This window comes from Falsihalocynthiibacter sp. SS001, assembly GCF_042445055.1.
Classification (GTDB): Bacteria; Pseudomonadota; Alphaproteobacteria; order Rhodobacterales; family Rhodobacteraceae; genus Falsihalocynthiibacter.
Window position 1 is genome coordinate 500,791 of sequence record NZ_CP170339.1, and the last position, 14,886, is coordinate 515,676.

16 protein-coding genes and 1 tRNA gene are annotated in these 14,886 nt (G+C 54.0%); 11 read left to right on the top strand and 6 right to left on the bottom strand.

The features are described from left to right. Positions 1–17 precede the first annotated feature (17 nt). Genes ACFE33_RS02400 through ACFE33_RS02420 form a run of 5 tightly spaced genes read left to right on the top strand, consistent with a single transcriptional unit; the run spans position 18 to position 3,725 of the window. Positions 18–1,706 (top strand): sensor N-terminal transmembrane domain-containing protein, encoded by a 1,689-nt coding sequence (locus tag ACFE33_RS02400; RefSeq protein ID WP_380056413.1) that lies wholly within the window; start codon positions 18–20, stop codon positions 1,704–1,706. 2 nt (positions 1,707–1,708) lie between these two features. Next, a complete protein-coding gene (locus tag ACFE33_RS02405) occupies positions 1,709–2,131 on the top strand; it encodes an HPr kinase/phosphorylase (RefSeq protein ID WP_380056415.1) in 423 nt (140 codons plus the stop codon). Then, positions 2,128–3,054, top strand: coding sequence for an RNase adapter RapZ (gene rapZ / locus ACFE33_RS02410; RefSeq protein ID WP_380056417.1), 927 nt, complete (start codon positions 2,128–2,130; stop codon positions 3,052–3,054). The genes ACFE33_RS02405 and rapZ overlap by 4 nt, the downstream gene beginning before the upstream one ends. Beyond that, positions 3,051–3,446, top strand: coding sequence for a PTS sugar transporter subunit IIA (locus ACFE33_RS02415; RefSeq protein WP_380056420.1), 396 nt, complete (start codon positions 3,051–3,053; stop codon positions 3,444–3,446). The genes rapZ and ACFE33_RS02415 overlap by 4 nt, the downstream gene beginning before the upstream one ends. Before the next feature lie 6 nt (positions 3,447–3,452). Continuing rightward, entirely contained in the window at positions 3,453–3,725 is a 273-nt protein-coding gene (locus tag ACFE33_RS02420; RefSeq protein ID WP_380056422.1) for an HPr family phosphocarrier protein, read from the top strand. Here the strand turns inward: ACFE33_RS02420 and ACFE33_RS02425 are convergent. Continuing rightward, positions 3,722–4,597, bottom strand: a complete 876-nt coding sequence (locus ACFE33_RS02425) for a 3-hydroxybutyryl-CoA dehydrogenase (RefSeq protein ID WP_380056425.1) — start codon at positions 4,595–4,597, stop codon at positions 3,722–3,724. The genes ACFE33_RS02420 and ACFE33_RS02425 overlap by 4 nt on opposite strands. A gap of 170 nt (positions 4,598–4,767) precedes the next feature. Between ACFE33_RS02425 and ACFE33_RS02430 the strand changes: the two genes are divergently transcribed. Continuing rightward, positions 4,768–5,586, top strand: a complete 819-nt coding sequence (locus ACFE33_RS02430) for a DUF6473 family protein (protein WP_380056427.1) — start codon at positions 4,768–4,770, stop codon at positions 5,584–5,586. Positions 5,587–5,626: 40 nt separating this feature from the next. Here ACFE33_RS02430 and ACFE33_RS02435 read toward each other — a convergent pair whose 3' ends face one another. From ACFE33_RS02435 to ACFE33_RS02455, 5 genes are all read right to left on the bottom strand, one after another. Continuing rightward, entirely contained in the window at positions 5,627–6,553 is a 927-nt protein-coding gene (locus ACFE33_RS02435; RefSeq protein WP_380056430.1) for an electron transfer flavoprotein subunit alpha/FixB family protein, read from the bottom strand. After that, entirely contained in the window at positions 6,553–7,311 is a 759-nt protein-coding gene (locus ACFE33_RS02440; RefSeq protein WP_380056432.1) for an electron transfer flavoprotein subunit beta/FixA family protein, read from the bottom strand. Before ACFE33_RS02440 ends, ACFE33_RS02435 begins: the two co-directional genes overlap by 1 nt. Before the next feature lie 132 nt (positions 7,312–7,443). After that, entirely contained in the window at positions 7,444–8,019 is a 576-nt protein-coding gene (locus ACFE33_RS02445) for a cob(I)yrinic acid a,c-diamide adenosyltransferase (RefSeq protein ID WP_380056435.1), read from the bottom strand. After that, positions 8,020–8,226 (bottom strand): twin transmembrane helix small protein, encoded by a 207-nt coding sequence (locus tag ACFE33_RS02450; protein ID WP_380056438.1) that lies wholly within the window; start codon positions 8,224–8,226, stop codon positions 8,020–8,022. 98 nt (positions 8,227–8,324) lie between these two features. Further along, complete coding sequence (locus ACFE33_RS02455) at positions 8,325–9,152, bottom strand: SDR family NAD(P)-dependent oxidoreductase (protein ID WP_380056441.1); 828 nt, start codon at positions 9,150–9,152, stop codon at positions 8,325–8,327. Between the two features lie 144 nt (positions 9,153–9,296). Here ACFE33_RS02455 and parC point away from each other — a divergent pair, with 144 nt between their 5' ends. The 5 genes from parC to ACFE33_RS02480 all read left to right on the top strand — a co-directional run bounded on the left by parC (position 9,297) and on the right by ACFE33_RS02480 (position 14,868). Further along, entirely contained in the window at positions 9,297–11,534 is a 2,238-nt protein-coding gene (parC, locus tag ACFE33_RS02460) for a DNA topoisomerase IV subunit A (RefSeq protein WP_380056444.1), read from the top strand. 190 nt (positions 11,535–11,724) lie between these two features. Next, positions 11,725–12,903, top strand: a complete 1,179-nt coding sequence (tuf, locus tag ACFE33_RS02465) for an elongation factor Tu (protein WP_380056447.1) — start codon at positions 11,725–11,727, stop codon at positions 12,901–12,903. Positions 12,904–13,057: 154 nt separating this feature from the next. Beyond that, a complete protein-coding gene (locus tag ACFE33_RS02470; protein WP_380056450.1) occupies positions 13,058–13,726 on the top strand; it encodes a CatB-related O-acetyltransferase in 669 nt (222 codons plus the stop codon). Between the two features lie 97 nt (positions 13,727–13,823). Further along, a tRNA-Trp gene (locus tag ACFE33_RS02475) sits at positions 13,824–13,899 on the top strand. Positions 13,900–14,046: 147 nt separating this feature from the next. Continuing rightward, entirely contained in the window at positions 14,047–14,868 is an 822-nt protein-coding gene (locus ACFE33_RS02480; RefSeq protein WP_380056453.1) for a hypothetical protein, read from the top strand. Positions 14,869–14,886 lie beyond the last annotated feature (18 nt).

Genomic DNA, 14,886 nt, shown 5'->3' on the forward strand with positions numbered 1-14,886 from the left:
CAATATTGGGAGCGGACGTGCGCGATACAAAACTAACAAGAGAAGCGAGTGTCGTTCTCGGTGAAGACTGGGAAGGCCCGAGCGCCGGAGTCGAGAAAGAGCTAAGAAGCCGGCGTGAACAGCGTGGGCTTATTTCGCTCAACCGTTCCCCTTTGGCGCGCAAGATCATCACGTTCAACCTCTTGGCGCTTGTCGTTTTGGTGGCAGGTGTTTTGTATCTCAATCCGTTCAGAGACAGCCTTCTGTTGCAGCGCGAGCGTGGGCTTGTCGTTGAAACCAAGCTGATTGCTGATGTTATCGAAGCCCGATTGGCCGCCGCAACGAATTTGCCAGATGAAGCGCAGATGAACGCCGCTTTGGATCAATTGTCGCTGGAATCTGGGACGGACGTTTATGCTTATGACCTGAATGGCGAGTTGGTTGCATCGTCCCGCGCCGCTGAAGAGGTCGACAGGGCCGAAGTCGTTGGCGAAGTTCCCGCTCCGCGCAGCACGATGATCGCCGATTTCCTGAACTCTATGTGGGAAGGTGTAGCGCGCGTATTCAGTTCATCACGTGACGATACGGAGCTTACAAGCATACCCAGTTCAGACTTTGTAAAACTTACTGCGACCGGCGAAATTCAAATCAACACGACACAGGACTCAAGCGGTGGCGCCATGTTCATGGTTGCGGCCCCGTTGTTTATGAACGGGGAGCTTATCGGGTCCTTGGCTGTGACCAGCGCAGAGGGCGAGATAGATTTCCTTGTGCGAAGTGAGCGCGAGCAAGTCCTGCAAATGTTCGTAATCGCCATTTTGGTGTCCGTGGGGCTAAGCCTTGTTTTGGCATCGACGATTGCGAACCCTCTCTCGGATCTCGCGGCGGCAGCGGAGCTTGGCCGTGACAAGAATGCGCGAAAGATGAGCCCAAGCCGCGTTCGTATTCCCGACCTCACCGCAAGGCCGGACGAGATCGGGCGGTTGTCTGGCGCTTTGCGCGGGATGGTGGCCGCACTCTATGATCGGATTGAGGGTAACGAACAGTTCGCGGCGGATGTCGCGCACGAAATCAAGAACCCGCTGGCGTCCCTTCGCTCTGCTGTTGGAACCATGCGTGTGGCAAAGCGTGAAGATCAGCGCGACAAACTGTTGGACGTGATTGATCACGACGTGCGCCGTCTTGATCGCCTCGTGAGTGATATCTCCAACGCTTCACGGCTCGATAGCGAATTGGTTCGCGAAGAAGAAGAGCAGTTTGATCTCTTGAAAATGCTCGGCAATATCAATGACTACCTTGGGAATGAGGCCAAGTCCAAAGGCGTCGAATTTATCGCGGATTTGCCTGTCGCACCGATCATGATTACTGGTCTAGAAGCGCGCTTGGCGCAGGTGTTTGTGAACCTTGTGACAAATGCGATTTCGTTCTGTGACGAGGGCGACGCGATCCGCGTATGGGCCCGCAAGCGTGAAAACCGCGTGTTGATCGTTGTTGAGGATACTGGGCCGGGGATACCCGATCAGGCCCTGTACAAGATTTTCCAGCGTTTCTATTCCGAGCGTCCGGAGGGCCAATTTGGGAATAACTCCGGCCTTGGTCTCGCGATTTCCAAACAGATCGTCGAAGCGCACGGTGGTGTGATTTGGGCAGAGAATATACGCCCCACGGGTGAGGATATTACGTCCGAGCCGCTTGGCGCGCGATTTGCGGTCGGTTTGCCCGTATAGCGATGGAGACCTGCCGCGTCCTTCATGCCACGGCAGTTGATGTGGATGGCAAAGCGGCAGTTATCTTTGGCCCATCGGGCAGCGGTAAATCGACATTGGCACTGCGGATGATTTCGCTCGGTGCACGCTTGGTCGGGGATGATCGGGTGCAACTCGAGAGCGTGAGAGGTGTTCTTAAGGTTTTTCCAGTGGCGACGATTGCTGGGCGGCTAGAGGTGCGTAACGTCGGGATCATCAATGCGCCCAACGTTTGCGAATCCACCGTCGGTTTGATGGTGGATATGGAAACCGAAGAGCAAGACCGATTGCCTCCTTTCCGAGAAATCTCGATACTTGGCCAAAAAGCCCCCTTGTACCATCGCGTTAAGGGTGATCATTTCGCAGATGCACTCACACAGATTCTCAAATACGGCAGATCAGATTGACCCAAGCACGAATCGATAGCGATACACTCGTCGGCACGCGCATTGTCCTTGTTACAGGACCATCGGGTGCGGGGCGCTCGACCGCGATTAATGCGCTGGAGGATGCGGGTTTTGAGGCGATCGACAATCTACCGATAACTTTGTTGCCTCGGTTGCTGGAGTCTGGGGCGTCGGATCGCCCGCTCGCGTTGGGAATTGATGCGCGTAACCGAGATTTTTCGACGCACGGTTTTTTGGAGCTCCTAGAAAGCTTGTCGCGCTCTGCAGATGTCGTTTTTGAGGTGCTTTACCTTGATTGCCGTGCGGATGTGCTCTTGCGCCGTTTCTCTGAAACCCGCCGCCGTCATCCTTTGGCACCCGCTGAAACGCCCGAGGTGGGTATTCAGCGTGAACAGGATTTACTTCAGCCCATTCGCGAGCGCGCAGACGTACTGATTGATACTTCCGAGTTATCGCCACATGATCTGAGAGCCGAGGTCGAGCGCTGGTTTACATCGGACATTGAGAGCAAATTGGCCGTATCAGTTCACAGTTTCTCTTATAAGCAAGGGATGCCGCGCGGCATCGATATGGTGTTTGATTGCCGATTCTTGCGAAATCCGTATTGGAACGAGAAATTGCGTGTTTTGGATGGTCGAAGTGCCGAAGTGGCAGATTACGTCGCGGAAGATGCGCGCTTTGGGGCCTTCTTTTCCAAGGTATGTGATCTTTCGGAAATGCTTTTGCCCGCTTATATAGAGGAAGGCAAAGCTCACTTCTCAATTGGTTTCGGATGTACGGGCGGCCAACATCGTTCGGTTACAGTTGCCGAGAGGCTCTCGAATGCGCTTGCAGAGAAGGGCTGGCAGGTGTCAACTAGGCACAGAGAATTAGAACGTCGTGCGCAAACGCAGCACGGCTCGAACTTGAGGACTAAGGCGTGATCGGAATAGTGGTCGTCGCACATGGCGGTTTGGCCCGAGAATATCTTTCTGCTGTCGAGCATGTCGTCGGCAAGCAAGATGGTATGGTGGCTATTTCTATCGAAGACGACCATGATCGCTCGGCGAAGCAGCGCGAAATTTGCGACGCAGCGGATGCCGTCGATACGGGTGATGGCGTCGTCGTGGTGACGGATCTCTTTGGCGGGTCACCGTCGAACCTGTCACTTAAGGCCTGCAATCCCCAGAACCGACGCATCATATACGGTGCGAATTTACCACTACTTGTGAAGCTTGCGAAAAGTCGACGCGGAACGGTGCAAGATGCCGTTGCCAATGCGCTCGATGCGGGTAGAAAATACATCAACAGTTTTGATGCAAGCCCCACGGGTTAGGAAAATATGACAGTCTCTAGAACGCTCGATATTATCAACGAAAAAGGTCTGCACGCCCGTGCGTCCGCCAAATTAGTCGAGCTTGTCGAGTCTTTTGACGCCCGCGCCGAAGTTTCCAAAGACGGCATGAGTGCGTCCGGCGATTCAATCATGGGGTTGCTGATGCTCGCCGCTGCAAAGGGCAGCAAGATCGAAGTTCAAACCACCGGCACAGACGCCGAACGTCTGGCCGATGCAGTTCAGGCCCTTGTCGCCGATAAATTTGGCGAGTCCTTTTAGCGGGTAGGAACGGGTGTTTCGCCGCGGTAGTCATAGAAACCGCGTTGGGTTTTGCGCCCAAGCCAGCCAGCCTCAACATATTTCGTAAGTAGCGGACATGGGCGATATTTCGTGTCCGCAAGCCCTTCGTGAAGCACGTTCATGATCGCAAGACAGGTATCAAGGCCAATGAAATCCGCCAATTCTAGCGGGCCCATTGGATGATTGGCGCCAAGCTTTAACGAACTATCGATCGACGCAACCGAGCCGACACCTTCGTAAAGTGTGTAAACGGCCTCGTTAATCATCGGCATCAAAATGCGGTTCACGATAAATGCGGGAAAGTCTTCGGCAGAGGCGGCTGTTTTTCCGAGGGCGTCCACAACGCCAAGACAGGCTTTGTAGGTTTGCTCGTCAGTCGCGATACCGCGGATCAATTCCACAAGCTGCATGATCGGCACAGGATTCATGAAGTGGAACCCCATGAATTTCTCGGGCCGATCGGTGCCGCTTGCAAGGCGTGTGATTGAAATTGAAGACGTATTGGACGTCAGGATCGTATGCGGAAGTAGATGGGGCAAAAGACTCGCGAAAATTTTAACTTTTACGTCCTCACGCTCGGTCGCGGCCTCAATTACCAGATCGGTCCGGCCTACTTCGGCAATTTCGAGCGAAGGTTTGATGCGCGCAATCGCGTTGTCCCGCACCTCTTGTGTGATTTTTTCCCGCGCGACTTGTCGGTCAAGGTTCGCTCCGATGAGGTCCAGCGCAGCGTCGAGCTGATCCTGAGAAACGTCATTCAAAACAACGTCATAACCCGCAATCGCCAAGACATGCGCGATGCCATTTCCCATCTGTCCGGCGCCAATGACGCCGATTTTCTTGATTTCCATTGGCCCAACTTCTCTTTTGTGTGTCGCGCAAATGTATGCCGCGCCGCAGCACCTATGCAAGGGGCGCAGATTGGTTTTGGAAAGAGAAACGTAGAATTTTAGAGTTAGGGATTTCGAAACGAGTGGGGCGCACATTGGGCCAAGGTGAGTCGAAATAAAGAGGTGGGATTATGGCTTATGAAAATTTGAGTGACGGCGCGTTGGACTATTTGCCATGCCGATACGGGAAATCGAAACTGTTGTTTCGAGGTCCGCGCCGCAAAACGGACGGCGACTATGTGGCGGTCATTGGCGGAACGGAAACCTACGGGAAATTTATCGAGCAGCCATTTTCCAACCTTTTGGAAGAGGCATTGGATGTCCCTGCCGTGAATTTTGGATGTGTGAACGCAGGGGCGGACGTGTTCCTTAATGAACCAACGATCCTTGAAGCATGCTCCAAGGCGAGGGTGACCGTTGTGCAGGTCATGGGCGCACAGAATATGTCCAACCGCTTCTACGCGGTCCATCCGCGTCGCAATGATCGGTTCCTGAAGGCGTCGGTGCTGATGAAAACGGTATTTCGTGAAATTGACTTCACGGAGTTTCACTTTACGCGCCATATGCTTAGCACAATAAAGGCGATGTCGGAGGAACGTTTTCAACTGGTCGAGACTGAACTCAAAGAAGCATGGAAAGCCAGAATGCAGAATCTTCTGGAGCGGATAGAGGGCAAGACTGTGGTTCTCTGGCTGGATGATTCAAACAGGGATGGTTCGCTCGATCTTGGGCAGGATCCGTTGTTCGTGGATCAGTCCATGATTGAGGCCATACGTCCCTATTGTACCGAAGTGGTCGAGGTGAGCCTGTCTGAAGAGGCAAAGCGCGAGGGCACAGAAGGGATGATCTTCCCCGATCTCGAAGAGCCGATCGCCCATGAAATGATGGGGCTTCGTGCGCATCAGGAAGTGGCAGAATGCCTCGCGAAAACATTGCGAGGAATGCTATAATAAAAAGGCCCGCAATATCTGCGGGCCTTCTCTTGTTTGATTATAGAGCTTCGATAAGCTCTGGAACCGCTTCGAAGAGATCGGCGACAAGGCCATAATCTGCAACCTGGAAGATCGGCGCTTCTTCGTCTTTGTTGATCGCGACGATGATCTTACTGTCTTTCATGCCCGCGAGGTGTTGGATCGCGCCAGAAATACCGACAGCTATATAAAGCTCAGGAGCAACGACCTTACCGGTCTGGCCAACCTGCCAATCATTCGGAGCATAGCCCGAGTCCACCGCAGCGCGGGATGCACCGACCGCCGCGCCGAGTTTGTCGGCAAGTTTTTCGATCAACGCGAAATCATCTTCCGAGCCGACGCCGCGGCCACCGGAAACAACGACGCCAGCGCTTGTGAGTTCTGGGCGGTCGCTCTCTGCAACTTTGTCTTCTACCCACTCGGAAAGCTCTGGATTCGCAACGGCCGCGATGCTTTCGACGCTTGCGGAGCCGCCTTCGCCTGCGGCATCAAATGTTGATGTCCGGATTGTTGCAACTTTGGTTGCGTCACCAGATTTGACCGTTTGAATTGCGTTGCCAGCATAGATTGGGCGCTCAAATGTGTCGGCATCAACGATCGCTGTCACATCCGAGAGGACCATCACGTCAAGGAGTGCGGCGACGCGGGGAAGGATATTCTTGGCGCTCGCAGTTGCTGGAGCAAGGATGTGCGAATAATCGCCAGCCAAACTAACCACCAAGTCAGCAACAGGCTCGGCCAGACCGTGCCCGTAAGCAGCGTCATCTGCACAAAGCACTTTGGAAACGCCGTCGATTTTCGCGGCGGCGGCTGCTGCGTCACCACAACCAGATGAGGCACATAGAAGTGTGATGTCTCCGAGTGGCGCTGCGGCTGCGACGGCTTTGGCAGTTGCATCGAATGCGAGTTCAGTACCGTGGATTTCTGCAAGAATAAGAACAGCCATTATACAGCCCCCGCTTCTTTGAGTTTAGCAACAAGTTCAGCAACATCCGAAACGATAATGCCTGCGCTGCGTTCCTGTGGAACAGCAGTTGAAAGCACTTCGAGGCGCGGAGAAACATCGACGTCATAGTCGGCGGCTGTTTTTTCTTCGAGCGGCTTTTTCTTGGCCTTCATGATGTTCGGAAGTGTCGCATAGCGCGGCTCGTTCAGGCGAAGGTCGGCGGTCACGATCGCAGGAAGCTTGACTTTGATCGTCTGAAGGCCGCCATCCACTTCGCGTGTTACGATGGCGCTGTCGCCGTCGATTGATACTTCACTTGCGAAGGTCGCTTGTGACCAACCAAGAAGCGCTGCGAGCATTTGGCCCGTTGCGTTCATGTCGTTATCGATCGCTTGCTTGCCCGCAAGAACCAATCCAGGTGCTTCCTCGTCGATCACACCTTTGAGGAGTTTCGCGACCGCGAGTGGCTCGATGTCTGTGGTTGCTTCGTCTGCTGCAACGATCAGGATCGCGCGATCCGCGCCCATCGCAAGGGCCGTGCGCAGTTCTTTTTGGGCTTCTTTCACGCCGATGGAAACAACAACAACCTCGTCAGCCTTGCCCGCTTCTTTTAGGCGGATGGCTTCTTCGACTGCGATTTCATCAAAGGGGTTCAAAGACATTTTAACATTGGCGAGATCAACACCGCTGCCGTCCGCTTTCACACGAACTTTCACGTTGTAATCAATCACACGTTTGACGGGTACCAACACCTTCATTGCGCGTATTCCTTATTCAATTTGATCTACAAAAATTGCGACCGTCTAAGCTCTCCGACCTTTTGTTATCGGTTTGTGCGGCGGGAAAACAGATAAAATAGTGGTTTCGACGTGGCGTTTCTTGGGGTTAGCCTATGAACGGTTCGCACCTGGCACCCAAAGTACATCATCCGCGCCGTCCGAATTGGCCGCACGCGACGCTACGAAAAACCAATCCGACAAGCGGTTTAGGTATTTTATGGTCGCGGGGTTGACCGTTTCGGCGCTGGCAAGCTCGACCGCCAAACGTTCTGCGCGACGCGAAACTGTGCGGCAAAGGTGTAGATGCGCCGCGAGCGCCGATCCGCCAGGCAGAACGAAGCTGCGCAGTGGTGAAAGCGATTTGTTCATATCGTCGATTTCGGATTCGAGTCGTTCGACTTGAGCGTCGGTCACGCGAAGTGGAGGAAATTCGGCTTCGGCGTCTGCTTCAGAAACGGGGCGGCAAAGGTCTGCGCCCAAATCGAATAGGTCGTTTTGTATGCGAGCAAGTTGCGCGTCAATCGCGCCTTCTGCGTGTAATCGCGCCATGCCTACGGTCGCATTTGTTTCGTCAACGGTGCCGTAAGCCTCAACGCGCGGATCGTATTTTTCGACGCGGGTACCGTTGCCAAGTGCGGTTTGGCCTGCGTCGCCGGTGCGGGTATAGATTTTATTTAGAACAACCATTTAGCCTCCACTTCTGCGCAGCAGCACATAAATAACGATCAGGATTACTGCCACCAATTGCGCGGCCACGCGATAGCGCATGATGCGATTTGCGTGTTTGCGGTTAAAGTCGCGACCAAATGCAAATCCGAATATCCCGACAAACAAAATGCCGACAACGAGCAGAACGGCGGCAACCACCAAAAGAAAAAGCGGGTCTTGGGTCATGATGTGTCCTTTCGATTTTTCTTGGCTTTAGGGGCTTGGGCGACTGGCGCAAGATGAATTTGGCACCCTGCGACCATTATGCACTCAATCGGCGAGGATCAAAACTTAGCGAGAACCTTATCGAGTACCCGCGTAGAGGCAACACGTTTCAGCGCTCCCATTATATGCGTCGGCGTCGTGACATAATAGCGTGGTCGTGGCCGTGAACTCTCGAGTGCATGGATGAGTTTCTTGGTGACAGCCGAGGCGGGGAGTTCGAATGTGTCGGGGCCGCGATCATCATAGAGACGTTTTTTCAGTTGCGCATATTGTTCACGGCGCGCGGAATTCTCGGTGTCGATATGGCGTTCGAAATGGGGGATAGAATTCTGGCGGATGCGTGAGGTGATCGGGCCGGGCTCGATCAGGATAATTTTGATCGGTGTGCTGAACATTTCCAAACGAAGGGTATCCGTTAGCCCCTCCATCGCGTGTTTCGTTGCGTTATACGCCCCGCGCCAGCGCATTGGAGCAAATCCCAAAACAGAACTGCAATTGATGATCCGGCCATGCCCCTGCGCGCGCATCACTTTGATTACACGACAAGTAAGGTCGTGGTAGCCAAAGAGGTTCACCTCAAAAATCTCGCGAAGTGCCGCGCGCGGCAAGTCCTCAACTGCTCCGGGGACCGCGAAGGCACCATTGTTGTAAAGCGCGTCGAGCGTACCGCCGGTCCGTGCCAGACACTCATCGAGCGCGGTTTGGATGCTGGATTCGTCGGCGTAATCCAGCGGAAAACTTTCCAAACCCTCGGATCGGAGCTGGGCACAGTCGGCCTCTTGTCGACACGTTGCAAAAACGCGCCAGCCGCGTGCCTTGAGGCCATGTGCAGCGTCATAGCCGATACCGCTTGAACAGCCGGTGATGAGTATGGATTTCTGTGTCATTTTTGTACTTTCCTGCTCGCTTGCTGTGTGAAAGCACCTGAGCCATCGAAAAACAAGCATTTTCAGCGCGGATTATTCTAGCAAACCTTGCCCGAGCGCGACCTTGTTCTTGTGCGCGTGAAATCTCGGCGTTATCACCGTTCCATGAGCAAAGAAAACGACCCATCCGACATTGATCCCCTCGAAGTAGCCGAGCCCCTGCGCCGTGCGATTGGCGAGCGTTATTTAACGTATGCGCTTTCGACGATTATGCACCGTGCTTTGCCCGACGCGCGCGATGGCCTTAAGCCGGTTCATCGACGGATTCTCTATGCGATGAATCGATTGCGGCTTTCGTCTACGGGCGGGTTCCTGAAATCGGCCAAGATTTCGGGCGATACCATGGGTGATTTCCACCCGCACGGTGATATGGCGATTTACGATGCGATGGCGCGTTTGGCTCAGGATTTCAACGTGCGCTATCCGCTCGTCGATGGTCAGGGGAACTTTGGCAATATCGACGGTGATAACCCTGCGGCGAGCCGTTATACAGAGGCACGCATGACCTTCGTCGCCGAGGCGATGTTGGAAGGGTTGAACGAAAATGCCGTCGATTTCCGCGATAACTATGACGGGCGTCTGACCGAGCCTGCTGTTTTGCCCGCGACGTTCCCGAATCTGCTTGCAAATGGTTCGAGCGGCATCGCCGTGGGTATGGCAACGAATATTCCGCCGCATAACGTGGCCGAGTTGTGCGATGCATGTTTGCACCTCATCAAGACGCCCGATGCGCGCGATGAAACCTTGGTAAACTTTGTTCCTGGTCCTGATTTTCCGACGGGCGGCATTATCGTCGAGCCGCGCGAGAATATCGTGCAGGCCTACAAGACAGGCCGCGGGTCGTTCCGTTTGCGCTGTAAGTACGAAGTTGAGGACCTTGGCCGCGGGATGTGGCAGATCGTTGTCACCGAGATTCCTTATCAGGTGCAAAAGAGCAAACTGATCGAGAAGCTCGCAGAGGTAATCCAACTCAAGAAAGTGCCGATCCTCGGGGATGTGCGGGACGAGAGCGCGGATGACGTGCGCATTGTTCTGGAGCCGAAATCCAAGAACGTCGTGCCAGAAGTCCTGATGAATACGCTCTATCGCAACAGCGACCTTGAGGTACGCTTTAGCATGAATATGAACGTACTAATCGATGGTTTGACGCCAAAGGTCTGTAGCCTGAAAGAGGTCTTGCGGGCGTTTTTGGATCACCGTCGCGATGTACTCTTGCGGCGCAGCAAGCACCGCATGGATAAGATTGACCACCGCCTTGAGGTGCTCGCTGGCTATATTATCGCGTTCCTGAACCTTGATCGTGTCATTGAGATTATCCGCTATGAGGACCATCCACGTGATGTTCTGATGCAAGAGTTCGAGCTGAGCGAAGTACAGGCCGAAGCTATCCTGAATATGCGTCTGCGCAGCTTGCGGAAGCTTGAAGAGCTTGAACTCAAGAAAGAGCACGCCGAACTCACCGAAGAGCACAAAGGTCTGGAAGAACTGCTTGCGAGCGAAGAATTGCAATGGACGCGGATCGCAGAGCAGATGCGCGAAACCAAGAAAAAGTTTGGCAAAGATTTCGAGGGCGGCGCGCGCCGCAGCCAGTTCGCCGAAGCTGCAGAGGTCGAAGACGTGCCGATCGAGGCCATGATCGAGCGCGAGCCCATCACCGTGGTCTGTTCACAGATGGGATGGATTCGCGCGATGTCGGGGCATATTGATCTTGGTCGAGAGCTTAAGTTCAAAGATGGCGATGGCCCTAGATTTGCTTTCCATGCGGAAACAACGGACCGGTTGCTCTTGTTGGGTGAAAACGGGCGTTTCTACACGCTTGGTGCAAGTAGCCTGCCGGGTGGGCGTGGAATGGGGGAGCCCGTTCGTCTGATGGTGGATCTGCCGAACGAAAGCGATATAGTTGATCTGTTCATCCATGCTCCCGGCCGCAAGTTGCTTGTTGCCTCGTCTGCGGGGGACGGATTTGTCGTTCCGGAAAATGACGTTATCGCCCAGACGCGCAGCGGCAAACAGGTTCTGAATGTACGCGGAGAAGTTCGTGCGCTGGTATGCCATCCAGTCGTTGGCGATCATGTGGCGACAGTGGGCGAGAACCGTAAGGTGCTGGTGTTTGCGGTGGATGAGTTGCCAGAAATGGGCCGCGGCAAGGGCGTACGTCTTCAGAAGTACAAAGACGGCGGATTGTCGGATGCGCGCACGTTTAACTTGGCCGATGGCCTTGTATGGAACGACCCTGCGGGACGCACACGTACTGTGACCGAGCTTGATGAATGGCGCGGCAAACGTGCGAGCGCAGGGCGCATGGCGCCGCGCGGCTTCCCGCACGACAATAAGTTCAACTAGCCTCTCGAACCCGCGGCGAAAAAACGCCGCAGGCGAGCGAGCGGTGGTTGAATACGCGTCTCTGGGGCCACATCTTAGGCACAAGGTGATGCTATGCAATGAAACGCTTGATTTCTTGCGTCGAAAATCATAGGTGATCCGCGATGAAATTTGGGTCGATTTTGACCCCTTTGTTAAGGATGAGGCCCTCATGGCTAAGGAAAAGTTTGAGCGTACGAAACCGCATTGTAACATTGGTACAATCGGTCACGTTGACCACGGTAAGACGACACTAACAGCAGCGATCACGAAGCAGTTTTCTGATACGTTCAAAGCGTATGACGAGATTGACGGCGCGCCGGAAGAAAAAGCACGCGGTATCACCATCTCGACAGCACACGTTGAGTATGAGACAGACGCGCGCCACTATGCGCACGTTGACTGCCCAGGCCACGCTGACTATGTGAAAAACATGATCACCGGTGCGGCACAGATGGACGGCGCGATCCTTGTTGTGAACGCGGCTGACGGCCCTATGCCACAAACACGTGAGCACATCCTTTTGGGTCGCCAGGTTGGCATCCCATCCATGGTTGTTTTCATGAACAAAGTTGACCAGGTAGACGATCCTGAGCTTCTTGAGTTGGTTGAAATGGAAATCCGTGAGCTTCTGAACGAATACGGTTACCCTGGCGATGATATCCCAGTGATTGCCGGTTCTGCTTTGGCTGCTCTGGAAGACCGCGACGATGCAATCGGCAAAGACAAAATTGCTGAGCTGATGGCTGCTGTTGATGAGTACATCCCACAGCCACCACGTGCGATCGACGAGCCATTCCTGATGCCGATCGAGGACGTATTCTCGATTTCCGGTCGTGGTACAGTTGTGACTGGCCGTGTAGAGCGTGGCGCGATCAACGTTGGCGACGAGATTGAAATCGTTGGTATCCGCGACACATCGAAAACAACCTGTACAGGTGTTGAGATGTTCCGCAAGCTGCTTGACCGTGGTGAAGCAGGCGACAACATCGGTGCGCTTCTGCGTGGTGTTGACCGTGAAGGCGTTGAGCGTGGTCAGGTTCTGTGTAAGCCGGGTTCTGTGAACCCACACACAAAGTTCGAGGCCGAGGTTTATATCTTGACCAAAGAAGAGGGTGGTCGTCACACACCATTCTTTGCGAACTACCGTCCACAGTTCTACTTCCGTACAACGGACGTTACAGGCACAGTTGAACTGCCAGCAGGCACAGAAATGGTTATGCCAGGCGACAACCTGAAGCTTTCTGCTGAACTCATCGCACCAATCGCGATGGAAGAAGGCCTCCGCTTTGCGATCCGCGAAGGCGGCCGCACAGTAGGCTCCGGCGTTGTGTCCAAAATCTACGAATAAATCGTAGCGAATTTATGAATTCTGAGGGTCGCCTTCGGGCGGCCCTTTGTCTTGCGAATACTCGTTTGTCGCGCTAGCATTTCTGCAACCAAGGGAGGGTGACATGACAATTCTTTAGTTTGACGAATTTCCATTTCTCAACTGAAAGTAGTTTATGTCCTCTACATTTTTACGCCCAGACGCGGCGAATCCCGTTATTTTGCCCGATGGCACAGTTCTCGAAAATCTCGTTTATCTCAATCAGGTCATCGACCACCCGAATATTGAGGTCGGCGATTACTCCTACTTTAACTCCTTCACTCCTGTGGACGATTGGGCAGGGCGTATCGCTCCCTATCTTTATACTGGTGCGCCTGAACGTTTGAAGATTGGCAAATTCTGTCAGTTTGCTCAGGGGACCATTTTTATCACCAGTTCGGCCAATCACGTAATGACGGGTTTCTCGACCTATCCTTTCGCGATTTTCAACCCCGAGACGATGGGTGTTTACGCAGAAAATCCAGAGGGATTCGTAGACACGATTATCGGTAATGATGTGTGGATCGGTCACGATGCCAAGATCATGCCCGGAGTGACAATCGGAGATGGCGCGATTGTTGCTGCTGGCGCTGTGGTCGCAGCAGATGTGGCGCCCTATTCGATCGTGGGCGGTAATCCCGCGGGGGAAATCAGGAAACGATTTGCGCCAGAGGTAATTGACGCCCTTCTTGCGATTAAGTGGTGGGATTGGCCGCTCGACCATATCCATAAACACCTGAGCGCGATTGTCGGAGCAGATATTAAGGCGCTAAAGTTCGCCGCCGACGCGTTACGCGATGCGTAATGTGCGGAATTTGGCGATGACGTGCCAGAGATTTCGTTAATCGCGTAGAATGCACTTGATTCCCGTCGCAGGGTGCCGTACTTCCTGCGACGGCTTTAGGGGTTTAGCTCAGTTGGTAGAGCATCGGTCTCCAAAACCGAGGGTCGTGGGTTCGAGTCCCTCAGCCCCTGCCAAGCCACAGTCGCACACTTGATGCGCCGGACAACAGGTTCAAACCATTGTCACAAGTTCCCCATAAAAAATTGCGGATTTGCTTTCATTTAGGTGTGCACAAAACCGCGAGCACTCATACTCAGCTCAGCTTGGAGCGAAACAAACGCGTGTTACGCAAGGCGGGAGTTGCTTTTCGCGGGCCTGCGGACCTTCGCGGAGAAGGGAACGCACTTCAGGATCGGTTCGATTTTGATGATTCTCAGAAGAATCGCGCCGGACGCACCGCCGAAGAGGAATTGGCTGTCTTGTCTAAGGGGCGGCGGCGGTTGATTTTGTCTGAGGAAAACTACTTGGGCAAAATTTGGCAATCACGCGCGCAGAAGCGGCCGCCGATCTACCCCGGTGCCGACTCACAGATCGCAGCGCTGGTGCCGCATCTTGGCGGGCGGCCCCTCACGTTGTTTGTCGCGATGCGGAACCCGGCGGATTTCCTGGTTTCGGCTTATTCGCAGTCGTTGTTGGGCGGCAAGATAGAGTCATTCGAAGATTTTATGGGCGATTTGTCGTTTCAGGACCTACGCGCGACAAACGTTATTCGGCGGATGAGCCTGATCGACGGCGCTTCGGGCATATATGTCTGGAAATATGAGAACTATCCGCGAAACTTCACACAAATCATGCGCCGTCTGGTCGGCTGGAGGGTTGGCAAGGATATCATTCCGCTTGATCAAGTCGTCCATCGTGGCTTGTCTGCCGAGGCTGTTGAGCAAGTTCTGGCGCTTGATTCTCTGCCGAAAGAGCGTGAAGAGAGGCGTGAGTTGGTACGTGCGGCGCGTGACCAATTCCCGATCTCTGGCGGTAATTCCCGTTTCATGCCGTTTGACGAAGCGGCAAGAATTGATGCCGCCGAAGTCTATGCGCAGGACTGGGATGAAATTTTGCAGATCGAAGGCGTTTCCGAGATAGGCGCGCGCCGCAAGAGCAGGTAACGCGAAGCTGATCGGTGC

Coding starts and splice junctions, on each gene's coding strand:
- ACFE33_RS02405 (WP_380056415.1), top strand. CDS start 1,709: ATGGAGACCTGCCGCGTCCTTCATGCCACGGCAGTTGATGTGGATGGC.
- ACFE33_RS02420 (WP_380056422.1), top strand. CDS start 3,453: ATGACAGTCTCTAGAACGCTCGATATTATCAACGAAAAAGGTCTGCAC.
- ACFE33_RS02425 (WP_380056425.1), bottom strand. CDS start 4,597: ATGGAAATCAAGAAAATCGGCGTCATTGGCGCCGGACAGATGGGAAAT.
- ACFE33_RS02430 (WP_380056427.1), top strand. CDS start 4,768: ATGGCTTATGAAAATTTGAGTGACGGCGCGTTGGACTATTTGCCATGC.
- ACFE33_RS02435 (WP_380056430.1), bottom strand. CDS start 6,553: ATGGCTGTTCTTATTCTTGCAGAAATCCACGGTACTGAACTCGCATTC.
- ACFE33_RS02440 (WP_380056432.1), bottom strand. CDS start 7,311: ATGAAGGTGTTGGTACCCGTCAAACGTGTGATTGATTACAACGTGAAA.
- ACFE33_RS02445 (WP_380056435.1), bottom strand. CDS start 8,019: ATGGTTGTTCTAAATAAAATCTATACCCGCACCGGCGACGCAGGCCAA.
- ACFE33_RS02450 (WP_380056438.1), bottom strand. CDS start 8,226: ATGACCCAAGACCCGCTTTTTCTTTTGGTGGTTGCCGCCGTTCTGCTC.
- ACFE33_RS02455 (WP_380056441.1), bottom strand. CDS start 9,152: ATGACACAGAAATCCATACTCATCACCGGCTGTTCAAGCGGTATCGGC.
- parC (WP_380056444.1), top strand. CDS start 9,297: ATGAGCAAAGAAAACGACCCATCCGACATTGATCCCCTCGAAGTAGCC.
- tuf (WP_380056447.1), top strand. CDS start 11,725: ATGGCTAAGGAAAAGTTTGAGCGTACGAAACCGCATTGTAACATTGGT.
- ACFE33_RS02470 (WP_380056450.1), top strand. CDS start 13,058: ATGTCCTCTACATTTTTACGCCCAGACGCGGCGAATCCCGTTATTTTG.